General features: G+C 74.3%; 18 protein-coding genes and 2 pseudogenes. 11 read left to right on the forward strand and 9 right to left on the reverse strand.

From position 1 onward, the window contains the following. Nucleotides 1-117 precede the first annotated feature (117 nt). From HPT28_RS27730 to HPT28_RS10245, 4 genes and pseudogenes are all read left to right on the forward strand, one after another. A pseudogene (locus tag HPT28_RS27730) lies at nucleotides 118-210 on the forward strand (hypothetical protein); the annotation flags it as partial. A 550-nt stretch (nucleotides 211-760) separates the two neighbouring features. Next, nucleotides 761-2,227: a beta-ketoacyl reductase gene (locus tag HPT28_RS10235; RefSeq protein WP_308119150.1), complete on the forward strand. Its 1,467-nt coding sequence runs from the start codon at nucleotides 761-763 to the stop codon at nucleotides 2,225-2,227. Next, nucleotides 2,224-7,854 (forward strand): SDR family NAD(P)-dependent oxidoreductase, encoded by a 5,631-nt coding sequence (locus HPT28_RS10240; RefSeq protein ID WP_374226949.1) that lies wholly within the window; start codon nucleotides 2,224-2,226, stop codon nucleotides 7,852-7,854. Before HPT28_RS10235 ends, HPT28_RS10240 begins: the two co-directional genes overlap by 4 nt. 1 nt (nucleotide 7,855) lies before the next feature. After that, nucleotides 7,856-9,406, forward strand: coding sequence for an NAD(P)/FAD-dependent oxidoreductase (locus tag HPT28_RS10245; RefSeq protein ID WP_219090692.1), 1,551 nt, complete (start codon nucleotides 7,856-7,858; stop codon nucleotides 9,404-9,406). 81 nt (nucleotides 9,407-9,487) lie between these two features. On the opposite strand, the gene HPT28_RS10250 is transcribed toward HPT28_RS10245, so the two are convergent. Next, on the reverse strand, nucleotides 9,488-10,816 hold the full coding sequence (locus tag HPT28_RS10250) for an NADH-quinone oxidoreductase subunit D (RefSeq protein WP_219090693.1): 1,329 nt from the start codon (nucleotides 10,814-10,816) through the stop codon (nucleotides 9,488-9,490). A gap of 363 nt (nucleotides 10,817-11,179) precedes the next feature. Between HPT28_RS10250 and HPT28_RS10255 the strand changes: the two are divergent. Both HPT28_RS10255 and HPT28_RS10260 read left to right on the forward strand, forming a co-directional pair. After that, nucleotides 11,180-11,290 (forward strand): annotated as a pseudogene (locus tag HPT28_RS10255) (CopG family transcriptional regulator); the annotation flags it as partial. A gap of 29 nt (nucleotides 11,291-11,319) precedes the next feature. Continuing rightward, nucleotides 11,320-11,676 (forward strand): PIN domain-containing protein, encoded by a 357-nt coding sequence (locus HPT28_RS10260; RefSeq protein ID WP_219090694.1) that lies wholly within the window; start codon nucleotides 11,320-11,322, stop codon nucleotides 11,674-11,676. Nucleotides 11,677-11,848: 172 nt separating this feature from the next. On the opposite strand, the gene HPT28_RS10265 is transcribed toward HPT28_RS10260, so the two are convergent. Then, nucleotides 11,849-12,991, reverse strand: coding sequence for a hypothetical protein (locus HPT28_RS10265; RefSeq protein WP_219090695.1), 1,143 nt, complete (start codon nucleotides 12,989-12,991; stop codon nucleotides 11,849-11,851). Nucleotides 12,992-13,134: 143 nt separating this feature from the next. Between HPT28_RS10265 and HPT28_RS10270 the strand changes: the two genes are divergently transcribed. Continuing rightward, complete coding sequence (locus tag HPT28_RS10270; RefSeq protein ID WP_219090696.1) at nucleotides 13,135-13,674, forward strand: GNAT family N-acetyltransferase; 540 nt, start codon at nucleotides 13,135-13,137, stop codon at nucleotides 13,672-13,674. Between the two features lie 8 nt (nucleotides 13,675-13,682). Here HPT28_RS10270 and HPT28_RS10275 read toward each other — a convergent pair whose 3' ends face one another. Further along, nucleotides 13,683-13,892, reverse strand: coding sequence for a hypothetical protein (locus tag HPT28_RS10275; protein WP_219090697.1), 210 nt, complete (start codon nucleotides 13,890-13,892; stop codon nucleotides 13,683-13,685). A 158-nt stretch (nucleotides 13,893-14,050) separates the two neighbouring features. Between HPT28_RS10275 and HPT28_RS10280 the strand changes: the two genes are divergently transcribed. The 3 genes from HPT28_RS10280 (at nucleotide 14,051) to HPT28_RS10290 (ending at nucleotide 17,112) form a co-directional block, all read left to right on the forward strand. Then, complete coding sequence (locus tag HPT28_RS10280) at nucleotides 14,051-15,223, forward strand: sensor histidine kinase (RefSeq protein WP_219090698.1); 1,173 nt, start codon at nucleotides 14,051-14,053, stop codon at nucleotides 15,221-15,223. Then, nucleotides 15,223-15,903, forward strand: coding sequence for a response regulator transcription factor (locus HPT28_RS10285; protein WP_219090699.1), 681 nt, complete (start codon nucleotides 15,223-15,225; stop codon nucleotides 15,901-15,903). The genes HPT28_RS10280 and HPT28_RS10285 overlap by 1 nt, the downstream gene beginning before the upstream one ends. A gap of 375 nt (nucleotides 15,904-16,278) precedes the next feature. Then, entirely contained in the window at nucleotides 16,279-17,112 is an 834-nt protein-coding gene (locus HPT28_RS10290; protein WP_219090700.1) for a C40 family peptidase, read from the forward strand. Nucleotides 17,113-17,351: 239 nt separating this feature from the next. On the opposite strand, the gene HPT28_RS10295 is transcribed toward HPT28_RS10290, so the two are convergent. The 6 genes from HPT28_RS10295 to HPT28_RS10320 form a co-directional block, all read right to left on the reverse strand. Continuing rightward, a complete protein-coding gene (locus HPT28_RS10295; RefSeq protein ID WP_219090792.1) occupies nucleotides 17,352-18,632 on the reverse strand; it encodes a geranylgeranyl reductase family protein in 1,281 nt (426 codons plus the stop codon). A 78-nt stretch (nucleotides 18,633-18,710) separates the two neighbouring features. Then, nucleotides 18,711-19,403: a demethylmenaquinone methyltransferase gene (locus HPT28_RS10300; protein ID WP_219090701.1), complete on the reverse strand. Its 693-nt coding sequence runs from the start codon at nucleotides 19,401-19,403 to the stop codon at nucleotides 18,711-18,713. 240 nt (nucleotides 19,404-19,643) lie between these two features. Beyond that, nucleotides 19,644-20,147, reverse strand: a complete 504-nt coding sequence (locus HPT28_RS10305; protein WP_219090702.1) for a hypothetical protein — start codon at nucleotides 20,145-20,147, stop codon at nucleotides 19,644-19,646. An 18-nt stretch (nucleotides 20,148-20,165) separates the two neighbouring features. After that, complete coding sequence (gene mqnC, locus HPT28_RS10310; protein WP_219090703.1) at nucleotides 20,166-21,362, reverse strand: cyclic dehypoxanthinyl futalosine synthase; 1,197 nt, start codon at nucleotides 21,360-21,362, stop codon at nucleotides 20,166-20,168. 82 nt (nucleotides 21,363-21,444) lie between these two features. Next, nucleotides 21,445-23,253 carry a serine/threonine-protein kinase gene (locus HPT28_RS10315; RefSeq protein ID WP_219090704.1) on the reverse strand — a complete coding sequence of 603 codons (1,809 nt, stop codon included), beginning with the start codon at nucleotides 23,251-23,253 and terminating at the stop codon, nucleotides 21,445-21,447. A gap of 78 nt (nucleotides 23,254-23,331) precedes the next feature. Continuing rightward, nucleotides 23,332-24,210 carry a menaquinone biosynthetic enzyme MqnA/MqnD family protein gene (locus HPT28_RS10320; RefSeq protein ID WP_219090705.1) on the reverse strand — a complete coding sequence of 293 codons (879 nt, stop codon included), beginning with the start codon at nucleotides 24,208-24,210 and terminating at the stop codon, nucleotides 23,332-23,334. 321 nt (nucleotides 24,211-24,531) lie between these two features. Between HPT28_RS10320 and HPT28_RS10325 the strand changes: the two genes are divergently transcribed. After that, nucleotides 24,532-24,735 (forward strand): cold-shock protein, encoded by a 204-nt coding sequence (locus HPT28_RS10325; protein WP_219090706.1) that lies wholly within the window; start codon nucleotides 24,532-24,534, stop codon nucleotides 24,733-24,735. Nucleotides 24,736-24,768 lie beyond the last annotated feature (33 nt).

The raw sequence follows: 24,768 nt of genomic DNA on the forward strand, positions 1-24,768 counted from the left end.
CACGAGAACCACACCAACCCACACACCGAACTCCCCACCTACCCCTTCCAACACAAGAACTACTGGCTGAACCCCGCCCCCACCGAGCCCGACGCGGAGGACTCCTCCTGGACCGAGCTGGAGAAGGCGGACCCCCGCAGGCTCGCGGGCGACCTGGGGCTGGACCCCGAGGCCCTCGGTGCCGTCCTTCCGGCCCTGGCGGCGTGGCGGAGGAGCACACGCCATCTGGGGAGTTGGCGGTACCGGGTCGACTGGCGTCCGCTGGAGCTCGCCGAACCGGCGGGTGGCGTCGGGGCCACCTGGGCCGTGGTCGCGCCCGACGGCGTTCCGAAGGCGTTGACGGCGGCGTTCGAGGCGGCCGGGGCGGTTGTGGTGCCGTGCGAGGGCACCGCCGAGCTGCCAGCTCTCCGGCAGGAGCACCCTGGCCTGTCCGGCGTACTGAGCCTGCTGCCCGAGGCGGCCGACGTGGTGGACCTCGTCAACGCTCACGAGGCGGCGGGCGGACCGCCCGTTCCGCTGTGGCAGGTGACGACGAACGCGGTCCGTGTCCGGCACGACGAGGCGGCACCCAGCCCCGAGCAGGCACAGATCTGGGGGCTCGGCAGGGTCGCCGCCCTGGAACACCCCACCCGGTGGGGCNACCCGGTGGGGCGGCCTCATCGATCTGCCCCCGCACCCCCGGCCGCAGCACTACAGCCTCCTCACGCGCCACCTGGTCGCTGGGGAGGACCAGATCGCGGTCCGGGACGACGGCGTCCGCGTGCCCCGGCTCGTCCGGGCGCCGCACCCCGCCGGGGCGCGGGAGGCGTGGCGGCCGAGGGGCACCGTGCTCGTCACCGGTGGCACGACGGGGATGGGGGCGCTGGTGGCTCGTTGGCTTGCCCGGGCGGGTACGCAGCACCTGGTCCTGACGTGCCCGGGGCGCCGGGCGGAGACGGACAGGGCGGAGGGGGACGGGCCGCTGGTCGCGGAGTTGCGGGAGCTGGGCGCGGGAGCGGTGACCGTCGCGCCCTGTGATCTCACCGATCCGGAATCCGTCCGGGCGCTGCTGTCCGGCGTGCCCGAGAGCCTGCCGCTGTCCGCCGTCTTCCACACCGCCGAAGCCGATACGTGGGCGCCGATGGCGGAGTTGACGCCGGAGGCGCTGGCCGAGGGGATGTCCGTGCGGGTGACCGGGGCGCGGCTGCTGGATGAGCTGACACGCTCCGTGGGCCACTCCGGGGACGACGACGCCCGCGGCCTGGACGCCTTCGTCGTCTTCTCCTCCGTGGCCGGGGTGTGGGGCGCGGCGGGGCAGGGGGCGCATGCCGCAGCCGTCGCGTCGGTGGACGCGGTGGCACAGGCTCGCCGGGCCGCCGGGGAGCGTGCGACGTCGATCGCCTGGGGCCTGTGGGCGGAGGCGCCGATCGGGGTGCGGGACGCGGCGGCCGAGGGTGAGCGCAGGCTCCAGCTGGAACGTCGCGGGTTGACGGGGCTGGCGACGGAGGCGGCCCTGGCGGCGCTCCAGCAGGCGCTGGACCACGAGGAGACGAACGTGGTGGTCGCGGACGTGGACTGGGCGAGGTTCGCGCCCCTGTTCACCGCCTCCCGGCCGAGCCCGCTGCTCGCGGACCTGCCGGAGGTGGCTGCGGCGTTGGCGCCCGACGACGAGTCGGAGGACGTCGACGGGGGCGGGGACGGCTCGGCGTGGTCGGCCCGGCTGGCGGGGCTTTCGGCCGAGGAGCGGCGGTCGGCGGTGCTGGACGTGGTCCGGGCGGCGGCCGCGGCGGTGCTCGGGCACGAGGGCGCCGAGTCGGTGGAGGCGTCGAGGCCGTTCAAGGAGCTGGGCTTCGACTCGCTGGCGGCCATGTCGCTGCGGAACCAGCTCAACACGACGACGGGCCTGCGGCTGCCCGCGACGCTGGTGTTCGACCATCCGACGCCGGCGGCCGTGGCCGAGCTGGTCCTCGCGGAGCTGGACGCGGCCTCCGCGCCGGAGCGAACCGGAGAACGAGCCGTGGCCGGGGACGCCGGCCGGCCGGCGTCCGGCGCCGGGCCGGAACGTGTCGGGGGCCCGCTGACCTCGGCATCGGACCCGTCGTACGCGTCGGACGACCTGGGGACGGCGGAGGTCGCCTCGGCCGTCGAGGGGTTCACGGACGACGAGCTGTTCGCGTTCATCGAGGACCGACTGGGCACCTTCGAGGCCCCGACCACCGACCACAACTCCGCCCGGGGGAGCGCCTGATGGCGAACGAGGCACAACTGAGGGACTACCTGAAGCGCGTCACGGTGGACCTGCACGAGGCGCTGCGGCGACTGCACCGCGCCGAGGCGCGGCAGCGGGAGCCGGTGGCGGTCGTCGGGATGGCGTGCCGTTTCCCCGGGGGCGCGGCGTCCCCCGAGGAGCTGTGGGAACTGCTGTCGGCGGGCCGGGACGCGATCGGGGGCTTTCCCACCGACCGCGGCTGGAACCTGGACGCGCTCTACGACCCGGATCCCGACCACCCGGGTACGAGCTACACGCGGCACGGCGGGTTCGTCCACGACGTGGCGGACTTCGACGCCGAGTTCTTCGGCATCTCGCCGCGCGAGGCCCTCGCCATGGACCCGCAGCAGCGCCTCCTGCTCGAAGCCGCCTGGGAGGCGGTGGAGCGGGCGGGGCTGGACGTCGCGGAGCTGTCGGAGTCGGAGACGGGGGTGTTCGTCGGGACGAGCGGCCAGGACTACGGCTCGCTGACACTGTCGACGTCGGACCCGGTCGAGGGGTACGTACTGACGGGCAACATGGCCAGTGTCCTGTCGGGCCGGCTCTCCTACACGCTCGGGCTGGAGGGGCCCGCGGTGTCGGTGGACACGGCCTGCTCGTCGTCACTGGTGGCGACGCATCTGGCGGTGGAGTCGCTGCGCTCGGGACGCTGCGGCATGGCGCTGGCCGGCGGGGTGACGGTGCTGTCCACCCCCGCCGGGTTCGTGGAGTTCAGCCGCCAGCGGGGGCTGGCCCCGGACGGGCGCTGCAAGTCGTTCGCGGCGGGGGCGGACGGCACGGGCTGGGGCGAGGGCGCCGGGGTGCTGCTGCTGGAGCGGCTGTCCGACGCGCGGCGCCGGGGCCACCCGGTGCTGGCCGTCATCCGCGGGAGCGCGGTCAACCAGGACGGGGCCAGCAACGGGTTGACGGCACCCAACGGCCCGGCGCAGCAGCGGGTGATCCGGGCGGCGCTGGCGGCGGCCGGGCTGGAGCCGTCCGACGTGGACGCCGTCGAGGCCCACGGCACCGGCACCACCCTCGGCGACCCCATCGAGGCCCAGGCCCTCCTGACCACCTACGGCCGGCGGCCGAAGGACCGGCCCCTGTGGCTGGGCTCGATGAAGTCGAACGTCGGCCACACGGGGGCAGCAGCCGGGGTGGCCGGGATCATCAAGACGGTGCAGGCGTTGCGGCACGAGCGGCTGCCGAGGACGCTGCACGTGGACGCGCCGACCCCGCACGTCGACTGGGCCTCGGGCGCCGTGCGGCTGTTGACCGAGGAGCGGGCCTGGCCGCGTGGGGAACGGCCGCGGCGCGCGGGGGTGTCGGCGTTCGGGGTGAGCGGGACGAACGCGCACGTCATCGTCGAGGAGGCGCCGCCGGGGGCGGAGGGTGGCGGACGGGCGCCGGACGGGCAGGCCCCGCTGACGTTGGGCGCGGGGGCGCCGGTGCCGTGGGTGCTGTCGTCGCGGAGCGGGGACGGGCTGCGGGCGCAGGCGGCCCGTCTGCGTGCCCATCTGGACGCCCACCCGGAGGCGGGCCCGCTGGATGTGGCGTTCTCGCTGGCGGCCACGCGGCGGAGCTTCGCGCACCGGGCCGTGCTGGCGGCCGGGGACCGGGACGCGTTCGGCCGGGCGTTGGAGGCGCTGGCGGCGGGCGAACCCGGCGCCGTGCCCGGTGTCGGGTCCGGCACCGGGCCCCGGATGGTGCTCGGTTCCGCGGCGGACGGGGACGGGGGCGGCGGCCCAGGACCCGTGTTCGTGTTCTCCGGCGGCGGGGCGCACTGGGCCGGGATGGGCCGGGAACTCCTCGACTCCTCACCGGTGTTCGCCCGGTGGATCGCCGCCTGCGAGGAGGCGCTGCGGCCGCACGTGGACTGGTCGTTGGCCGCGGTGCTGCGGGAGGAGGCGGGCGCGCCCTCGCTGGGCTCGGCGGGGGTGGTGCAGCCGGTGCAGTGGGCCCTGGGCGTGGCTCTGGCGGAGTTGTGGCGGGCCTGCGGGGTGCGCCCTGCCGCGGTCGTCGGCCATTCGCAGGGCGAGGTGGCGGCGGCCGTGGTGGCGGGCGGGCTCGGGCTCGCCGACGGCGCGGCCCTGGTCGCGCACCGCGGCAGGGTGCTCAACTCGTTGGCCGGGAACGGCGGTATGGCGGTGGTGCCGCTGCCGGAGGAGGAGGCGGCCGAGGCGCTGGCGCGCTTCGGGGGGCGGCTGGTGGTGGCGGCGGTCAACAGCGCCTCGGCCGTCGTCGTCTCCGGGGACGGGGAGGCGCTCACGGAGCTGCTGGCCGAGCTGGCGGCCCGGGGTGTGGACGCGCGCAGGGTGAAGGTGGACTTCGCCTCGCACTCCCCCCAGCTCGACCCGTTCCGTGAGGAGTTGCTGGCCGGCTGGCGGCCGGTCGTCCCGGTGAGCGGGGAGGTCCCCTTCGTCTCGACGGTGACCGGCGGCCTGGTGGACACCGCCGGGCTGGACGCCGACTACTGGTGGCGCAACGTGCGCAGCCCCGTGCGCTTCGAGGCCGCGGTACGGGAGCTGGTGGGCCGGGGGCACCGGGCGTTCGTCGAGATCGGGGCGACACCGGTGCTGGGCCTGAACGTCGGCGAGATTCTGGAGTCGGACGGGACGCCGGGGGCGGTGCTGTCCTCGCTGCGGCGGGACGACGGCGGGCTCGCCCGCTTCCTCACCGCGCTCGGCGAGGCGAGCGCGGCCGGGCTCTCGGTGGACTGGCCCGCGCTGTTCGCGGGCAGCGGTGCGCGGGTGTGCGAGCTGCCGACCTACGCCTTCCAGCGGGAGCGTTACTGGCTCGCCCCGGCCGCGCCCGCCCTCCCCGCCGGACCGGTGTCGCCGCTGGACGCGCTGCGGTACCGCGTGGCCTGGCGCCCGGCCGGTGCGGGGGCCGCGCCGCGGCTGGACGGCACCTGGCTGGTCGTCGCCGACGGGGCTCGGCGCGGGGACGGCGGCCCCCGGGCCGAGGACGTCGTACGGGCCCTGGAGGAGGCGGGGGCCCGCTGCCTGCGGTGGGACGTCGCGGCGGGGGCCGTCGAGCGCTCCGAGGCGGCGCGGCGGCTGAGGGAGGCCACGGACGGGGGCCTGCGCGGCGTGCTGTCGCTGCTCGGCGCGAACGAGGAGCCGCATCCGGGCGCCGCCGTGGTGCCGGGCGGTCTCGCGGGCACCCTCGCTCTCGTGCAGGCGATGGCCGACGCGGAGCCGGACGCCCGGCTGTGGACCGTGACACGGGGCGCGGTCGCGGTGGACGCTCACGACGCCGCGCCCTCCCCGGGCCAGGCGGCGGTCTGGGGGCTGGGCCTGGCGGCGGCGCACGAGCATCCGGCGTTGTGGGGCGGGCTCGTGGACCTGCCGGCGGACGGCGGCTGGGAGGGCCTCGTCGCGGCGCTGACGTGTGGAGAGGACGCCGTGGCGGTACGCCGGGACGGCTCCTTCGTGCGACGGCTCGTCCGCGCCCCCGCGCCGGACGGCGCACCGGCGGACGGCGACGGGACGGCGGACGTCACCGGCGGCACCGTGCTCGTGGCCGGTGCCGCCGGGGCCACGGGCGCGGCGGTGGCGCGCTGGCTGGCCGGACGCGGTGCGGGGCATCTGCTGCTGGCGGCGGACAAGGAGGACGGCGTACGCGACCTCGCCGCGGAGCTGACGGCGGCCGGCACCCCGGCGACGGCCGCCGGTGTCGACCTCACCGACCGCTCGGCGCTCACGGCGCTGCTGGACGCCCTGCCGGACGGGGCGCCGCTCACCGCCGTCCTCCACACCGGCGCGCCGCTGGACGAGGCGCCGTTGGACCAGCTGACGCCGCAGCGGCTGGCGGAGACGTTCACCTGCTCGGCCGCCGAGGTGCGGGCCCTGCACGCGGCCACGGCGGAGCACAAACCGGCCGGGTTCCTCCTCTTCTCCTCGATCGCGGCGACGTTCGGCGGGGTCGGCCAGGGCGCCTACGCTGCCGCCTGCGCCTACCTGGACGCGACGGCCGACCGGCGCCGGGCGGGCGGTCTGCCGGGTGCGGCGCTCGCCTGGGGTCCGTGGACCGAGCCGGACCGCCCCGGAGGCGGACGGACCGAGCGGCCGGACAGCGCCGGGAACGCGAGCGCTGGGAACGGGCCGGATGGGGAGGCGGTGACGGCCGAGGCGGTGACGGCCGAGGCGGCGGCGCGGGTACGCCGGGAACGCTTCCACAGTCGGGGCCTGTCCCTTCTCGACCCCGTCCGGACCCTGGACGCGGCCCGGGCGGCGTTGAGCGGCGCCGAGGGCAGTCTCGTCGTCGCGGACATCGAGTGGTCGCGGTTCGGCCCCGCCTACGCGGCGACGCGCCCGCCCGCGCTGCTCGCCGAACTGCCCGAGGCGGGCGGCCACGCGGCGTCGGGGGAGACGACCGGCGGCGGTTCCGGGCGGGGCGCGGAGCTGTCGCGCCGACTGGCCGAAGCCGGTTCCGAGGCCGAACGGCGGGGGGTGGTCGCGGAGTTCGTCCGGGCGGAGGCGGCGGCGGTGCTGGGCCACCCGGACCCGTCCTCGCTTCCCGAGGGCGGCCTGCTGGAGCTCGGGTTCGACTCGCTGACCAGTGTGGAGCTCCGCAACCGGCTCAGCGGCGCGACGGGCGTGACCCTGCCGACGGCGGCCTTCATGAGCAATCCGGCCCCGGCCGCCCTGGCCGACCTGCTGCTCGCGGAACTCCCCGCCCACGTCGTCGAGTCGGGGGCGTCGGACGGCGGCGGCGAACCGGCCCCGGCCGCCGGGGGTTCCGCGGCCCCGGGCGGCGGCACGCTCGCCACGCTGTTCCGGCGCGCCCTGGACCGTGGCGAGTCGGCCGCCTTCCTCCGGCTGCTCGGCGACGCCGCCGCGTTCCGCCCCGCCTTCGCCGGGCCCGGGGAGCCCGGCGCCGTCCCGGCCCCGGTACGCCTCGCCCACAGCGGCACCGGCCCGCACCTGCTCTGCCTGCCCAGCGCGCTCCTGGCCTCCGGGCCGCACCAGTTCGCCCGGTTCGCCACCGCCCTGCGCGGCGTCCGCCCCGTCACGGCGCTGCCGCTGCCCGGCTTCCTGCCCGGTGAGCCGCTGCCCGCGAGCCCGGAGGCGCTGAGCGAGGCCCTGGTCGCCGCGGTGCGTGAGGCGTCGCCGGAGGGCGAGCCGTTCGTGCTGGTCGGCTACTCGTCGGGCGGCTTGCTGGCGCACACCGTCGCCGCCCGTACCGGCGCCCGGGGCGTGGTGCTGCTCGACAGCGCGCCGCTGGACGGCTACTCCCCGGCCGACCACGCGTGGCTGCTGGCGGGCATGGCCGACCGGATGGACGCCGTCGGCGACGACCGGCTCACGGCCATGGGCGGCTATCTGCGGCTGCTGGAGGCGCTGCCGCCGATCGCCGGCGAGGGCACCGGGCAGGACGCCGAGGAGGGCGGCGAGCCGCTGCCCACGCTCCTCGTCAAGGCCGCCGAGCAGCGCCCCGGCCGCGCCGTCACCTGGCCGCTCCCCCACACCGAAGTGACCGTCCCCGGTGACCACTTCACCCTCATCGAGCAGCACGCCGGAGCGGCGGCGGAGGCCGTCACCGCCTGGCTGGACCGACCGGACCGGCCCGACGAGACCCGCCCCGTACCCCGGGACACGGAAAACCCTGAGAAAGGCACGTGACATGAGCGAGAACCCCAACCCCGCGCCGACGGGCGGCTCCGCCGATCCGGTCGTGGTCGTGGGCGCCGGGCCCTGCGGCCTGGTGACGGCCTGCGAACTGCTGCGGCACGGCGTGCCCGTCCGCGTTCTGGAAGCGGCGAAGGCCCCGCCCAGGGGCTCGCGGGCGATCCTGCTGTGGCCGCCGACCCTGGAGGTCCTGGACGGCCTCGGGCTGCTCCAGGAGGCCGAGACGTGCGGCATCCGGGCCAAGGCGCTCGCCTACCACATGGGCGACGGGAAGACCTTGCGCGTCCCCCTCGGTGCCGCGAACCAGCCGCTCCTGATACCGCAGGAGGAGACGGACCGGCTCCTGCGCGGCGCGTTGGAGAAGCTCGGCGGCGGGGTCGAGTACGGCACCCGCGTCACCGACGTGGCCGCCTCGGCCGACGCCGTCACTCTCACCGTGGAGAGGCCCGGACAGGCCGAGGACACCGAGGACACCGGGGGCCCTGAACAGGCCGGGGCGGCCGGGGACGGCCCGGCGACCCTGACCACACCGTGGCTGATCGGCGCCGACGGGGTCGGCAGCACCGTGCGGCAGCGGCTCGGGACACCGTTCACCGGCGGCGGGGTGCCGATGACGTTCCTGCTGGCCGAGGGTGAGGTGGAGGGCGAGTTCCCGCGTGAGGAGGTGCACTACTACCTCCGCCCGGCCGGTGTCATCCTGCTGTCCCCGCTCCCCGGCGGGAAGGTCCGCGTCTCGGGGCCGGTGCCGCCGGATTTCCCCTGCACCCAGGAGGGAGTGCAGCGCATCCTGGACGAACGCGGACCGGGCGGGCTGCGGTTCGTCTCCCCGTCCGCCATCGGCACGTTCACCAGCCAGGAGCGCATCGCCGAAACCCTGCGCAGCGGGCGGGTGTTCCTCGTCGGCGACGCCGCGCACGTCCACTCCGTCGTCGGCGGCCAGGGGCTCAACCTGGGCATCCAGGACGGCCGCAACCTGGCCTGGAAGCTCGCCGGGGTGATCGGGGACCGGCTCGCCCCCGGGGTGCTGGACAGCTACAGCGCAGAGCGCCGCGCGGTGGCCGAGCAGGTGGTGCAGAGCACCGGCAGAATGGTGCGGATGGCCGCCGCCGGGCCGGTGGCCTCCCGGGTGCGCAACGGCGTCTGGGCGCTGATGCAGGTCACCGGCGTCCTGCACCGGTGGTACGCGGCGATGCTCGCGGGGCGTCTCACCCGCCAGCCGGACGTGCTCTTCGGTCGCCCGGCGCCGAAGCCGCCGCGCGGGCTGCCGGCTCCGGGCAGCCGGACGCCGGTGTGGATCCCGGCGCCGGCCGCGCGGGCGGAGTCGGTCTTCCGGCTGGTGACGCTCGGGCCCGGGGAAGGGCAACTGGCCTCCTCGGCCCGCAGCCTCGCCGCCCGCTTCCCCGGTCTCGTCGCGCACGACCACATCGAGCGGCGGAGGGCGGGCTGGCTGCTCCTGCGGCCGGACGGCTTCGTCGCGGCGTCCGGGAACAGCGATGCCCGGCTGGCCGAGACGGGCGAACTCCTGGAGCGCGTCGCCCGCCGCTGACCGGGCCCCCACGTGCGGGCGGCGCGGCGAAGCCCACCGGCTTCCCCGCGCCGCCCGAACCCTGGGATCGCCGCCGGACCGTCAGCGGTCGACGCCGCCCAGCACCGGGTCGATGGAGGCGATCACCACGATCACGTCCGCGACCTGACCGCCCTCGCACATCGCGGCGATGGCCTGCATGTTGGCGAAGGACGGGTCGCGGAAGTGGACCCGGTAGGGGCGGGTGCCGCCGTCGCTCACCGCGTGCACGCCCAGCTCGCCCTTGGGCGACTCCACCGCCACGTACGCCTGGCCGGGCGGGACCCGGAAGCCCTCGGTGACCAGCTTGAAGTGGTGGATCAGGGCCTCCATGGAGGTGCCCATGATGGTGCGGATGTGGTCCAGGGAGTTGCCCAGGCCGTCGGGGCCGAGCGCGAGCTGCGCGGGCCAGGCGATCTTCTTGTCGCCGACCATCACCGGACCCGGCTCCAGCCGGTCGAGGCACTGCTCGACGATGCGCAGCGACTGCCGCATCTCCTCGACCCGGATGAGGAAGCGGCCGTACGCGTCGCAGGTGTCGGTGGTGGGGACGTCGAAGTCGTATGTCTCGTAGCCGCAGTAGGGGGCCGTCTTGCGCAGGTCCTGCGGCAGCCCGGCGGAACGCAGGATGGGCCCGGTCAGGCCGAGGGCCATGCAGCCGGTGAGGTCGAGATAGGCGATGTCCTGGAGCCGGGCCTTGAAGATCGGGTTGTTGGACGCGAGGGTCTCGTACTCGCCGAAGTTCTTGCGCAGCGTCTTCACCGTCTCGCGCATCGCGTCGACGGCGCCGGGCGGCAGGTCCTGGGCGAGGCCGCCGGGCCGGATGTAGGCGTGGTTCATCCGCAGGCCGGTGATCATCTCGAACAGGTCGAGGACCATCTCGCGGTCCCGGAAGCCGTACACCATCACCGTGGTGGCGCCCAGTTCCATGCCGCCGGTGGCGATGGCCACCAGGTGGGAGCTGATCCGGTTCAGCTCCATCAGCAGCACCCGGATGATCGTCGCGCGGTCGGGGATCTGGTCCTCGATGCCGAGCAGCTTCTCCACGGACATGCAGTACGCGGCCTCGTTGTGGAACGAGGTCAGGTAGTCCATGCGCGTCACGAACGTCGAACCCTGCGTCCACGTGCGGTACTCGAGGTTCTTCTCGATGCCGGTGTGCAGGTATCCGACGCCGCAGCGGGCCTCGGTGACGGTCTCGCCGTCGATCTCCAGGATCAGCCGGATCACGCCGTGGGTGGAGGGGTGCTGCGGACCCATGTTGACGATGATGCGTTCGTCGTCGCTCTTCTGAACGGCCTGGACGACCTCGTCCCAGTCCCCGCCGGTGACGGTGTAGACCGTGCCCTCGGTGGTCTCGCGGCCGGGTGCGTGTGACGTTGAGGTGCTCATCAGCTTTCCGACCTCCGCTGATCAGGGTCCGGGATGGCTTGCCTGTCCGCTCGTGAGATTGTGAGGCAGTTCACAAGACGTGCGTGCATCCTATGCCCCACCTCTGTGACATGCGACACGGGCCGGAACGTCGATCTTGTGATCCTCAACACCCGGCGACCCGCCCACTCCGAGCCTACGACTCCCTCCGCTCCACGCGCTGCCCCCAGTCGTTCACCATGCGTGACCGACGACCAGAACCTCGCGACTCGGAGCCACCTCGCCTAGCGCACATGATCCGCCCGGCCAAATTCGCGATGGACAACGCGGCATGCTAGCCGCCAGGAGGTGTACCAACCTCGGTACATGTACCAGTACCGACACATGCCCATGAAGCGCACCAACGTCTACGCCGACGCGGAAGACCTCACGATCATCAAAGAAGCCGCACTGCGGCGCGGCATAAGCGAGGCAGAGATCATCCGGGAGGGCATCCGGAGAACGCCGCCGCGGGCGAGGCGATCATGAGCGCCGGGCTGCTCGTCATGTCACCCCTGCTGCTGGCGGACCTCGACCACGTGGCCACACGCCGCCTCGGGCGTGATGCGGCGGCGAGCGCTGTCGACGATATTCGACGCTGGCTGCGTCGCGGCCGCGTCGTCGTGCCGTCCGTCACCGAAGAACACCTGGGCACAGCCCAGTCCGTACGCGCCCGCTACCGCGGCCTCGATCTGGGCCTCGCCGATGCTGTGAACGTGGCCATCGCCGCCGAATACGACACCGACGCCATACTGACGCTCGACCGCCGTGACTTCCGCACGGTGCGCCCACTCGGCCGCCACAAGGCGTTCCGCCTGCTGCCGGACGATCTGCCGCTCTGAAGCGGGAGCCGAACTCCGGGGTCCCCACGGGCGCCACCGTGGGCGTACCGCCCGTCGGTACCGCACTCGGTGTCTGCCGGGCGCGATCCGGGCGACACCGAGCGCCCCCGCCCCGGCCGGGGCGGGATCCGTCCGGCGGGCCTCACGGCCGGGCGGGGACGCCCGCTTCAGCTCACGGAAGCTCCGCGTAGGCGGCGAAGCCGTTGAACACGTCGATGTCTCCGCCGCCGACCCACAGCCGTCCGGCGTCGGCGTCGGCGCTCGTCAGCACGACAGCCCCGGTGGTCGGACCCGCCACCTGAACCAGGCGCGGACGCTCGGCGCCCGCCTCGGTCGTGAGCACCAGCGGCGTGGAGGCCCAGTCACGGTCGAACTCCTCGCCGACGACGACGGGCCGCCCGTCGACGATCGTCACGTCGTAGACCTGTGCCGAGACCTTCGGCGTCGGCACCTCGCTCCACTTCGAGCCGTCGTGGTGCCAGACGACCGGGCGAGCCGGGCCGGGGCCGGCGTACTCGACCCCCGCCGCCCAGACGTCGGTGGCGTCGACGGCGGCGAGGCCGGTCAGGATCTGCGAACCGTCGGCGGGGAACTCCTCGACCATGGTCCAGGACGTCCCGTCGAAGTGGGCCAGGCCCGGGTTGAGCGCCAACCACGCGTCGTCGGACGCCAGCACCGTCAGGCTGTTGCCGTTGATGGCACCCTCGAGACCGTCGGAGTGCTCGGTCCACACGCCGTCGGCGTACCGGTACACGACCGCGGGCTCGGCGGAGCCGATCCGGGCCCAGCCGGTCACCCAGACCGTGCCCTCCGCGTCGACGACGACGTCGTCGAACGCGCCGATCTCGGCCGGGCCCGGGATCTCCGTCCAGGCCGTACCGTCCCAGTGCACCACCAGAGGGCTGGTCGAGCCGTCGGCGGCCGAACCGTCCCAGCCGACGGCCCAGACGTCGTCGGCGGCGGCGACGTCCACCTCCACCAGGCTCGCCCCGGCGATGGCCGGCGTCGCGTCGGTCCAGGTGTCGCCGTCACGCCGCAGCGCCACGAGCCGCTCGCCGAAGTGCTCGGTCCCGACGGCCCAGGCGGTGCCGTCGTCGGCGTCGATGTCCTCGACCATGAGACCGGGCTGACCGATCGGCGTCTCGGTCCAGTCATACGGATCGCCGCCCGGCGCCGCCGCGCCGGCGGCCGGTACCGCCAGCGCCGCGGTCCACAGGAGCGCCAGGGCCGAGGCTCCGATCGCCCACCGCGACCGTCCGGTCGGCAGGTGTCGGTCCCCGGTCCGCGCTGCCCGCACTGTCCCTAACTTCGTCATCCACGCTCCTCCGATGACGGCCCCGTCCGGCGACGCGGCCTCCTGCCGTGATGGATGCAGCCGCGGGCGGTCGGGTTTCACGTGGTGCCCCGGCTGGGGAAACACGGTGACGGGCGGGTGGGGGCAGGAGAAGAATGGGGCGGATGCGAGAACGACTGCGACTGCCCTCCGGGCTGAGCCTGCGGCCGTGGGAACCCTCCGACGCAGCCGCCGTGCTGGCGGCCTTCGCGGAGCCGTTGACGGCCCGTCAGTCCGATGCACCCGTCCTCACACCACTCGACGCGGAGCAGTGGGTCGAGCGGCGGCGGACGCAGTGGCGGGAGGGCACGGCCCATGCCTTCGCCGTCACCGACGCCTCCGACTCGGCGCTGGGCTGCGTCACGGTCAGCCACCTCAACGCCCAGCACGCCACCGGCTGGGTCTCCTACTGGACGACGCCCGCCGCCCGGGGCCGCGGCGTGGCCTCCCACGGCTGCCGGGCGCTGGCCGACTGGTGCTTCACCGAGCTCGGCCTCTTCCGCCTGGAGCTCGCGCACCGCACCGACAACCCCGCCTCGTGCACCGTGGCCCTCACCGCCGGCTTCGCCGTCGAGGGGCTGCAGCGGCAGAAGCTCGCCTACGACGGCGTCCGCCACGACGTCGAAACCCACGCCCGCCTCGCCACGGACCCGCCGTCGCGCTGAGGGTCCGGTCAGGCGTGGCGCTTGCCGATGCGGTCGCCGGCGGCGCCGAGGGCGAGGCCGAGGACGACGAGGAGGAGGTTGGTGTACACCTCGTAGCCGTCCGGGCTGAGAAACCGCAGGAAGCCGAAGAGCCGGAACCAACCGAACCACTCGTGCAGCAGGCCGGTGACGCCTCCGGCGACGAGGACGAAGCTGAGCAGACCGAGCACGTTCTTCATACCGGCGACGCTAGGCGCGGGCGGGACCGGCGCGCGTCGGCCGTCGGGACCGGGGGCGCCGACGAAGGTCTCGTCCGGTGGCCGGGCCGTTCATCCGAAGGTATCGACACCGCTGCGGTCCGCCCCGCCCCGGCGCGGGGCGGACGTAGATTGCCGTCATGCCCCGCCGCTCCGCCCGCGAATGGTTCGCCGACACCGGCTTCTTCCTCTTCGCGATCGTCTTCTCCGTGCTGACGTTCGAGGACGCGCTCGCCGGCGACCGGGTGTCCGAGGAGGCGCTCTTCTACGAGCAGGTGGTGGGGGCGCTGGCCTGCGCCGCACTGTTCCTGCGCCGCCGGTGGCCGGTGCCGCTCGCCGTCGTCCTGCTCGTCGCGGGCACGTTCTCGCACTTCGTCACCGGGGCGATCATGGTGGCCGTGTTCACCGTCGCGGCGCACCGTCCGCTGCGGGTGTCGCGCTGGGTGGGCGCGCTCGCGGCGGCGCCCCTGCCGGTGGTCCTGCTGGACGCGCCCGACGTCGCGGAGCCCGACACGGTCTCGGCGCTCGTCTACTTCGCCCTCGTCGCGGCCTCGTTCGGGTGGGGCCTCTACACGCGCTCGCGGCGGCTGCTGCTGGTCGAGCTGCGGGACCGGGCCGACCGCGCGGCCCGGGAGGCGCGGCGGCACGCGCGGGAGGACATCGCGCGGGAGATGCACGACGTGCTGGCGCACCGGCTGTCGCTGCTGAGCGTGCACGCGGGGGCACTGGAGTTCCGCCCGGACGCGCCGGCCGAGGAGGTGCGGCGGGCCTCCGGGGTGATCCGGGACAGCGCGCACCAGGCGCTGGAGGACCTGCGGGAGATCATCGGGGTGCTGCGCTCCTCGGACGCCCAGAGCGAGGGCGGTGCCGGCGGCGACGGCGACCGGCCCCGGCGCCCGCAGCCGACACTGGGGGACCTGGCCGGGCTCGTGGACGAGTCGCGGGAGGCGGGCATGCGGGTCGCGCTGGAGCTGCGCGTGGCGGAGGACGCCGAGGTGCCGACGGGCACGGGGCGCACCGTCTACCGGGTCGTGCAGGAGGCGTTGACGAACGCCCGCAAGCACGCACCGGGCGCCGGGGTCACCGTGGCGGTCGGCGGGCGGCGGGGCGCCGGGCTGGAGGTCGAGGTGCGCAACGCCGTCCCGGGCGCGGGGGGCGACGCCTCGCCGGACGTCCACGAGGACGCCATCCCCGGTGGCGGGCAGGGGCTGGTCGGGCTGGGCGAGCGCGTGCGGCTGGCCGGTGGACGGCTCCAACACGGCAGGGCGGGCGACGAGTTCCGGCTCACGGCCTGGCTACCGTGGAGCGGGTGATGGGTGAGCACAGCGCTGTCCGGGTCCTGGTCGTCGACGACGACCCGCTGGTGCGCTCCGGGCTGCGGCTCATGCTCGGCGGCGCGCCGGAGGTGGAGGTCGTCGGCGAGGCGGCGGACGGCGGGGAGGTGGCGGCGCGGGTGGCCGCGCACGCTCCCGACGTCGTCCTGATGGACGTCCGGATGCCCGGGGTCGACGGCCTGGCGGCCACCGAGGCGTTGCGCCGGGACGAGCGCGCGCCGGAGGTGCTCGTGCTGACGACGTTCCACTCGGACGACTTCGTGCTGCGCGCCCTGCGCGCGGGTGCCGCCGGGTACGTCCTCAAGGACACGCCGCCGGCCGACATCGTCGCCGCGGTGCTCAGGGTGGCGGCCGGGGAGCCGGTCCTCTCCCCCGCCGTGCTCCGTCGACTCATCGCGCGGGCGACGGTCGACGGCGCAGGGCCCGGCCCGGGCTCGCGCGCGGCACGGGCCCGGGAGCGGCTCGGCTCGCTGGGTGAGCGGGAGCGGGAGGTGGCGCTCGCGGTGGGCCGGGGCAGGTCGAACGCGGAGATCGCCGCCGAGCTGTTCATGGGCGTGCCGACGGTGAAGACGCATGTGTCCCGGATTCTCACGAAACTGGATCTGAACAACCGGGTGCAGATCGCGCTGCTCGTCCACGACGCCGAGTCCGCGCCCTGAGCCCAGCGAGCTGACGGTTCGCCAGGGAGCGTGGGATTCCGCGACGTTTGCCCATGTTGGGGCCGTCAGGGCGAGTTGTCCGGTTGGGGCGCTTGGGGCCACCGGGACGGGCGAGGAGGGGTGTGATCTGAGTCACTAAACCCGCGTGACGCCAACCGTCACATTGGCGTTATCGGGCCGAGACATGCTAGGCCCACAAGAGGGGCCGACAAAGCGGACAACTGCGTGGTCGTAAGCCCGTAGTCGGACATTGATCAACTCCCCCGGAGTGACGTGACACGAGCTCAAAAGCCCCGAACCGGACACCGCGTCCGCGCCTGTGGCGGAGAACACGACGCTTGAGTGGAACGTCCGGCGCCTGGTAGCCCTTTGCTCATGTCCTCGAAAGCTCACATACGAAGCCACCGGAAGCCCCGGCGCGGTAACACGCTCATCCGCTCGGGTGTTGCCGGTGGCGTCTTCACGACCCTCGCGGTGACGGGTGCGGCCTCCCCGTCCTCCGCCGCGGGCCAGGCAGAGGCGACCGACGCCACGGTCGAGATGCCGACGCTGGACGGTCTCCTGACCGCCAGCACCACGGAGGCCGCCGAGGCGACGCGCACGCTCGCCATCCAGTACAACGTCGAGGCGGCCAAGGAGAGCGCCGCGGCGAAGGCCAAGAAGGCCGCTGCGGAGGCCAAGAAGAAGGCCGACGAGGCCGAGGCCAAGAGGAAGGCCGAGGAGGCCGCTGAGGCCCGCGCACGGGCCGCCGAGCGGGCCGAGGAGGAGCGGGAGCGCGCGACGGCCTCCCGTAGCGCCGAGCGCCCCGAGGCCCCCGCGACGACGAGCACCACCCAGGCGCCGTCCACCGCGACCGGAAGCGCCGCCGCCATCGTGGACTTCGCGCGGGCGCAGGTCGGCAAGGCGTACGTCATGGGCTCCACGGGTCCCAACGCCTACGACTGCTCCGGCCTGACGACGGCCGCGTTCCGCCAGGTGGGCGTCAGCCTGCCCCGGACCTCGCAGCAGCAGTCCGTCACGGGCACGCAGGTGCCGCTCAGCCAGGTGCAGCCCGGGGACATCCTGTACTGGGGCAGCGCGGGCAGCGCCTACCACGTCGCGATCTACGTCGGCGACGGCAAGTTCGTCGGCGCCCAGAACTCCTCGACGGGCGTCGTCGAGCGCGACATGAGCTGGGACCCGCCGACCGGTGCGGTGCGCGTGCTCTGACGTCACCCCGGCCCAACGCGACGAAGGCGGCCGTCCCCTGGAGGGGACGGCCGCCTTCGCGTGTGTCCCGAAGGGGCGCGGGGGCACCGCGCGGGCAGCCACACGGCCGCGGTCCACGACGCGTGGCCGGGGGCGCCCGCCCGGGGCCCGGGCGGGGGCCCGGTGCCGGGGGCTGCGCTGGCCGGCCCCGCGCCTCAGCGCGGACCTCCCCAGCGCGGTCGGCCGCCCGGCCGCCGGGCCTACGCGCGCGGGCTGACCCTGGTGAGGCCGTTGATGATGCGGTCCATGGCGTCGCCGCCCGTCGGGTCGGTGAGGTTGGCCAGCATCTTGAGGGTGAAGCGCATCAGCAGCGGGTGGGTCAGGCCGCGCTCGGTGGCGAGCTTCATGACCTTCGGGTTGCCGATGAGCTTCACGAAGGCGCGGCCCATCGTGTAGTAGCCGCCGTAGGTGTCGGACAGGACCTTCGGGTAACGGCGCAGCGCCAGTTCGCGCTGGGCGGCCGTCTGCCGGGACTGGGCCTGCACGATGACGTCGGCCGCCATCTCGCCGGACTCCATGGCGTACGCGATGCCCTCGCCGTTGAAGGGGTTCACCATGCCGCCCGCGTCGCCGACGAGCAGCAGGCCGCGCGTGTAGTGCGGCTTGCGGTTGAAGGCCATGGGCAGCGCCGCGCCGCGGATCGGCGTCGTCATGTTGTCCGGGGTGTAGCCCCACTCCTCGGGCATGGACGCGCACCACGCCTTGAGCACCTCGCGCCAGTCCAGCTCGCGGAAGGCGCTGGAGCTGTTGAGGATGCCTAGGCCGACGTTGGAGGTGCCGTCGCCCATGCCGAAGATCCAGCCGTATCCGGGCAGCAGGCGGTCCTCCGGGCCGCGCCGGTCCCACAGCTCCAGCCAGGACTCCAGGTAGTCGTCGTCGTGGCGGGGCGAGGTGAAGTAGGTGCGGACCGCGACGCCCATGGGCCGGTCCTCGCGCCGGTGCAGGCCCATCTTGAGCGACAGGCGCGTGGAGTTGCCGTCGGCCGCGACGACGACGGGGGCCTTGAAGACGGCCGGCTGCCGGTCCTCGCCCAGCTTGGCCTCGACGCCGACGATCCGCCCGGAGGCGTCCAGGATCGGGTCGCCCACGTTGCAGCGCTCGTGGAGACGGGCACCGGCCTTCTCGGCCTGCCGGGCGAGCTGCTCGTCGAAGTCGTCGCGCTTGCGGACGAGTCCGTAGTCGGGGTAGCTGGCCAGCTCCGGCCAGTCGAGCTGGAGGCGGTGGCCACCGCCGATGATGCGCAGCCCCTTGTTGCGCAGCCAGCCGGCCTCCTCCGAGACGTCGATGCCCATGCCGACGAGCTGCTTGACCGCGCGCGGCGTCAGACCGTCGCCGCACACCTTCTCGCGCGGGAACGCGGTCTTCTCCAGCAGCAGGACGTCAAGGCCGGAGCGGGCCAGGTGGTATGCCGTGGTGGACCCTGCGGGCCCCGCCCCGACGACGATCACGTCGGCCTGGTGCTCCGAGGCCGGCTTCGACAGCGATTCCGCCACGAGGACTCCCGAGGGGTGAGGCGTTGGGTGCTCGAAGTCTATGCGGGGCGGATGCCCTCGCAGGGGTCAGGGCTTGGTGCCCCGGTGGAGGGCGACGATGCCGCCGGTCAGGTTGCGCCACGCCACCGCGTCCCACCCGGCCCGCTGCAACCGCCGGGCGAGCCGCGGCTGGTCCGGCCAGGAGCGGATGGACTCGGCCAGGTAGACGTAGGCCTCCGGGTTGGAGCAGACCGTCCGGGCGATCGGCGGGAGGGCCTTCATCAGGTACTCGGTGTAGACGGTGCGCAGGGGCGGCAGCACGGGGTGGCTGAACTCGCAGACGACGATCCGGCCGCCCGGCCTCGTCACCCGCAGCATCTCGCCCAGGGCCGCCTGGGTGTCCTGCACGTTCCGCAGCCCGAAGGAGATCGTGACCGCGTCGAAGACGTCGTCGCGGAAGGGCAGCCGGGTGGCGTCCCCGGCCGTGAAGGGCAGGAAGGGCCGCCGCTGCTTGCCCTCGCCCAGCATGCCGGTGGAGAAGTCGCACGGGACGGTGTAGGCGCCCGCGTCGGAGAACGGCAGGGACGAGGTGCCGGTGCCGGCGGCGAGGTCCAGGACCCGCTCCCCGGGCCGGGCGGCCACGGCCTGCGCCACGGCACGGCGCCACAGCCTGGCCTGCCCGAGCGAGATCACGTCGTTGGTCAGGTCGTACTTGGCCGCGACCTGATCGAACATCGCGGCGACGTCGTGGGGCTGCTTGTCCAGGCTGGCGCGCGTCACGCCCCCATTCTTCACCCCGCGCCGCCCCGGACCCGCGCCGGGGTGCGCGAACCGCCCCGAAAGGGCACGGTGAGGTCGCGCCCGAAGGGGCGCGGGGAACTGCGCGAGCGGGCACAGCGCGCCCGCAGCCCGCGAAGCCCGGGCAGGGGGCACCCCCTGCCCAGGGGGAACCCGGCGCCGGGGGCTGCGCTGGCCAGCCCCGCGCCTTCGCGCAGACCTCCCCAGCGCACGCGCGGGAGGCTAACGGCGGCGGTACACGATGCGGCCGGAGACGACCGTGGCGAGACAGGTGCCGTCGGGCGCGCGCACGGCGAAGTGCGCGGGGCCGCCCACGGCGAGCACCGGTTCGCGGGGTCCGGCGAGGACCGGCAGCCCCGAGCGCTGTACGGCGGTCCGCACGGGCAAACGCGTGAACGGGCCCACGAGTGCCGTCACCCCGTCGGCCAGGAGGCGTTGGAGGCCGCGACGGGCGCTGCCGCCCCAGCGGGCGTCGTCCAGCGGCCCGACGGCAGCCGGGTCCAGCGGCCCGGAGCCGAGCTCCTCCCGGGGGTCCGGGTGGTAGGCCGACTCCAGCCACGCGGCCGCGTCCGCGCGGCACCGCCCCGGCCCGATGACGCCCGCCCAGCGGCGTTCCCGCGCCGCCGGGTGCGCGGCGGCCAGCTCGGCGGCGGGGCCGAGCGCGGCGACCCGGGCGTCCGCCACGAGGACGGCGTCACCCTCGGACGGCACGTGCAGCGTCAGCACGACGAACCCCCGCCTCGCTCAGCCCGCGTCGACGAGCTTCAGCTCCGGGTGCGCGGTGCCGCCCGCGATCGCCGTGGACGACAGGTGGGAGACCACGCGGCCGTCGACCGGGTCGTTGGCCGGGTCGTCGTTGACGGTCAGGTGCTCGTAGGTCGTGGAGCGCTGCGCGGGCACCCGGCCGGCCGCCCGGATCAGGTGCAGCAGCTCGGTGAGGTTGGAGCGGTGCTTGGCCCCGGCCGAGGAGACGACGTTCTCCTCCAGCATGACCGAGCCCAGGTCGTCGGCGCCGTAGTGCAGCGAGAGCTGGCCGACGTCCTTGCCGACCGTCAGCCACGAGCCCTGGATGTGGGCGACGTTGTCCAGGAAGAGCCGGGCCACGGCGATGATGCGCAGGTACTCGAAGAGCGTGGCCTGCGTGCGGCCCTTCAGCGCGTTGTTCTGCGGCTGGTAGGTGTACGGGATGAACGCGCGGAAGCCGCCCGTGCGGTCCTGCACGTCCCGGATCATGCGCAGGTGTTCGATGCGCTCGGCGTTCGTCTCGCCCGTCCCCATCAGCATCGTGGACGTCGACTCCACGCCGAGGCCGTGGGCGATCTCCATGATCTCCAGCCAGCGCTCGCCGGACTCCTTCAGCGGGGCGATGGCCTTCCGCGGCCGCTCCGGCAGCAGTTCGGCGCCGGCTCCCGCGAACGAGTCCAGACCGGCCGCGTGGATGCGGCGGATGGCCTCCTCGGGCGTCACCTTGGAGATCCGCGCCATGTGCTCGACCTCGGAGGCCCCGAGAGAGTGGATGACCAGCTGCGGGAACTCCTTCTTGATCGCGGAGAAGTGCTCCTCGTAGTACTCGACGCCGTAGTCCGGGTGGTGCCCGCCCTGGAACATGATCTGGGTGCCGCCCAGCTCCACCGTCTCGGCGCAGCGGCGCAGGATGTCGTCCAGGCTCCGCGTCCACACGTCCTCGCTCTTCGGCGCGGCGAAGAAGGCGCAGAATTTGCACGCCGTCACACAGGCGTTGGTGTAGTTGATGTTCCGCTCGATGATGTACGTCGCGATGTGCTCGGTACCCGCGTAGCGGCGCCGGCGGACGGTGTCGGCGGCCCGGCCCAGCTCGTGCAGCGGCGCGTGCCGGTAGAGCTCCAGCGCCTCCTCCGCGGTGATCCGGCCGCCCTGCGCGGCGCGGTCGAGCACGGACGTCAGGTCGGCGTTCTCGGTCACCGGGCGGCCCCTTCCGCAGGCTGTACGACGCGCCCCAGCGTACGCGAGCCCGTCGCCGCTTCCGGCGGTCGGCCCACTGCGCTCAGTCCGTCTGGCGGGTGAGCTTGCCCGTCGGGTTGCCCGCGGGCTGGTCGCGGCTGGAGAAGTGCAGCGTCCCGCCCTCTTCCCCGAGTCGGAGGGTGGCGCCCTCGCCTGCCGTCGAGCACATCGGGACGCCGAACATCGTCGGGTTCTTGCCCACGAGCTCCTCGGTGATCATCAGCTTGGTGTCGGTGACGCTCTCCACCGTGCCGACGGAGTTGCACTCCTCGCCCGCGAAGGCGGTGGTCAGCCGCAGGGCCTCGCTGCCGACGCCACCCTCCTCGATCGTGACGGTCAGAACCCCGCTGCTCAGCCCGTTCTCCGTGAACACGCCGCCCGTCCAGGTGCCGATGAACCCCTTCGGGATCGACCGCTCGTCGCCCTCTCCCGAGTTCCCCGTCGTGCCCGCGTGCGTGCCGCCCGTCGTCCCGGCGCTGCTGCCGTCACCGCCGTCGCCCTCCCAGGGCAGGGGCACGAGGAAGCCGAGCACGAGGAGCACCACCGCCACGCCCGCGCCGACCCAGACCGGCAGCCGGTCGCGCCAGGTCGGGCGCGGCGGCGGGCGGAAGGCGTGTGGGCCCGTCCCGCCGTGCGCGACATGTGGGCCGTACGGGTGGTACGCGCCGGTGGCGGGCGCCGGGCCGGGCCGCCCAGCGGGCCCGTAGCCCGCCGAGACCGTCGGCAGACGCGCCTGCCCGGCCGCCGGGGTGGACCCGTACGCCGAGGGCCGCGGGGTGGGCGCCCCGTACGAAGGCGGCGGGGTGTGGCGGGACGGCGGAGGGGTGTGGGACGGCGCGGTGGGGCCGTAGGCCGAGGGCGCCGGGCCGAAGGAGCCCTGCGGATTCCCGGCGTTCCCGGAGCCACCCGCGTGCGTGCCGGTGTCGTCGCCGTCCTCCGGCGTCTCCGCCTCCAGCTCCAGCAGCGCCACCGCGCGGCGGCTCACGCCCTCCACCACCGGCCCCGGCAGCCAGCCTCCCGCTATCAGCTCCGCGGCACCGCCCGCGCCCGCCTCCCCGGCCAGGCGCCGGGCGACCTCCGCCACCGGGGGCCGCGCCCCGGGCTCCTTGGCCAGACAGGCCGCGACGACGTCCAGCAGCTCGCCCGCCAGCCCGGTCAGCCGCGGCTCCTCGTGCACCACCTTGTAGAGCAGCACCGCCGCCCCGTCCCCGGAGAACGGCGGACGCCCCGTCGCCGCGAACGCGAGCACGGCCCCGAGCGAGAAGACGTCCGTCGGGCCGCCGACGTCGTGCCCCTGCACCTGCTCCGGGGACATGTAGCCGGGCGAACCGACGGAGACCCCGGTCGCGGTCAGGGAGGCGGTGACGTCGGTGGCGCGGGCGATGCCGAAGTCGATCAGCCGGGGCCCGTCCAGGGTCAGCAGCACGTTGGACGGCTTGACGTCGCGGTGGAGCAGGCCCCGCTCGTGGACGGTCGTCAGCGCCTCCGCCAGCCCGGCGCCGAGGGCCCGCACCGCGGGCTCGGGCAGCGGACCGTGCTGCTCCACCGCCTGCTGGAGATCCGGTCCGGCCACGTAGCCGGTCGCCACCCAGGGCGTCGCGGCGTCGGGGTCGGCGTCCAGCACGGGTGCCGTCCAGTCTCCGCCGACCAGCCGGGCGGCCTCGATCTCCCGGCGGAACCGGGCCCGGAACTGCTCGTCGGCCGCGAAGTGCGCGTGCACCACCTTGACCGCCACCGTGCGGCCACCGCCGCTGCGGCCCAGGTACACGCGGCCCATGCCACCGGCACCGAGGCGGCGCAGCAGCCGGTAGCCCCCGATGGCCCGCGGGTCCTCCGCGCCGAGCGGCTCCATGTCTCGTCCCCCCTGTGTCCTACGCTGAGCGGCTCAGCGTAGGACACAGGGGGGACGCCGACTCCGTCCAGGTGGCCGTCAGTCCAGGTGGCCACCTGGTGCGGGCAGCAGCTCCACGGCGACGTCGGCCGGGTAGCCCGTGTCCGGGCCGGTGCACCGGGCGAACTCGGCGATCCCGGCCATCTGCTCCGGGCCCAGCCGGAAGTCGAGCGTCCGGAAGTAGCGGGCCAGCAGCTCGGCGTCGAACGTCTCCCAGCGGGCGGCCTGCTCGGCGACCTTCTCGACCTCCTCCAGCGACAGGTCCCGCGAGGCCAGGAACGCCCGGTGCACCTCCCGCACCGTCTCCGGTTCGCGGGCCAGGTAGTCACGGCGGGCGGCCCACACGGCGAAGACGAACGGCAGGCCCGTCCACTCCTTCCACAGCTGCCCGAGGTCGTGGACACGCAGCCCGAGCCGCGGCGCGTCCTGGAGGGAGGCGCGCAGCGCCGCGTCGCCGATCAGCACCGCCGCCTGGGCCTCCTGCATCATCAGCCCCAGATCGGGCGGGCAGGTGTAGTACTCGGGGCGGATGCCGTACCGCTCGGCCAGCAGGAGCTGCGCGAGCCGCACGGACGTCCGCGACGTCGAGCCCAGGGCGACCCGCTCCCCGTCCAGGGCCTCCAGTTCGCCCTGGGAGACGATCACGCAGGACATCACCGGGCCGTCGCAGCCCACCGCGATATCGGAGAGCGCGGTGAGCTGGTCGCTGTGCCGGAGGAATTCCACCAAGGTGACGGGGCCGATATCCAGGCCACCGTTCACGAGTTGTTCACTCAGCCTTTCGGGCGTGTCCTTGGTCAGCTCGAGGTCGAGCAGGCTCCCCGTCCGGGCGAGGCCCCAGTAGAGGGGCAGGCAGTTCAGAAACTGGATGTGACCGACCCGGGGCCGGGCCCGCGAAAAGCTCGTCTGCGCACTCACACTCCGGAGCGTACGCCTGGGCCCCGGCGCACTCTCACGGGCCTCTCACAGGCCCGGCGGCCGACATGCCGACCGGCGTCCCGACCGGCATCGACGCACGTCGGCGCCGGACCGACGCGCTCCGCCCGGCCGCGGCACGACGGATCTTGAACCACTACCGGTCCTGCACGGAGCGTGCTACGCTCAAAGCGAGTTGCAGTTTGGTTTCCTTGCAGTACAAAGCCTGCGGAGCATGTGACCGCAGGCTTTTGTCGTTTTCAGACTTCAAGACTTCTTGCAGGTTCTGGAGCAGGGCGACCCTTGTAGGCCCAAGGAGGGCTTATGGCTACCGGAACCGTCAAGTGGTTCAACGCCGAGAAGGGCTTCGGCTTCATCGCCCAGGAGGGCGGCGGCCCCGACGTCTTCGTCCACTACACCGCCATCAACGCGAGCGGCTTCCGCTCGCTTGAGGAGAACCAGGCCGTGACGTTCGACGTCACGCAGGGCCCGAAGGGCCCGCAGGCGGAGAACGTCTCGCCTGCCTGATTCGCAAGAAGGAACACCCAAGGAGCCCCCGCC

The sequence above is a fragment of the Streptomyces sp. JJ38 genome (assembly GCF_019303475.1).
In the GTDB taxonomy this organism is placed as follows: Bacteria; Actinomycetota; Actinomycetes; order Streptomycetales; family Streptomycetaceae; genus Streptomyces.

Bases quoted from the DNA above. Each gene is read 5' to 3' on its own strand.
- HPT28_RS10245 (WP_219090692.1), top strand. From the start codon at position 7,856: ATGAGCGAGAACCCCAACCCCGCGCCGACGGGCGGCTCCGCCGATCCG.
- HPT28_RS10250 (WP_219090693.1), bottom strand. From the start codon at position 10,816: ATGAGCACCTCAACGTCACACGCACCCGGCCGCGAGACCACCGAGGGC.
- HPT28_RS10260 (WP_219090694.1), top strand. From the start codon at position 11,320: ATGAGCGCCGGGCTGCTCGTCATGTCACCCCTGCTGCTGGCGGACCTC.
- HPT28_RS10265 (WP_219090695.1), bottom strand. From the start codon at position 12,991: ATGACGAAGTTAGGGACAGTGCGGGCAGCGCGGACCGGGGACCGACAC.
- HPT28_RS10270 (WP_219090696.1), top strand. From the start codon at position 13,135: ATGCGAGAACGACTGCGACTGCCCTCCGGGCTGAGCCTGCGGCCGTGG.
- HPT28_RS10275 (WP_219090697.1), bottom strand. From the start codon at position 13,892: ATGAAGAACGTGCTCGGTCTGCTCAGCTTCGTCCTCGTCGCCGGAGGC.
- HPT28_RS10280 (WP_219090698.1), top strand. From the start codon at position 14,051: ATGCCCCGCCGCTCCGCCCGCGAATGGTTCGCCGACACCGGCTTCTTC.
- HPT28_RS10285 (WP_219090699.1), top strand. From the start codon at position 15,223: ATGGGTGAGCACAGCGCTGTCCGGGTCCTGGTCGTCGACGACGACCCG.
- HPT28_RS10290 (WP_219090700.1), top strand. From the start codon at position 16,279: ATGTCCTCGAAAGCTCACATACGAAGCCACCGGAAGCCCCGGCGCGGT.
- HPT28_RS10315 (WP_219090704.1), bottom strand. From the start codon at position 23,253: ATGGAGCCGCTCGGCGCGGAGGACCCGCGGGCCATCGGGGGCTACCGG.
- HPT28_RS10325 (WP_219090706.1), top strand. From the start codon at position 24,532: ATGGCTACCGGAACCGTCAAGTGGTTCAACGCCGAGAAGGGCTTCGGC.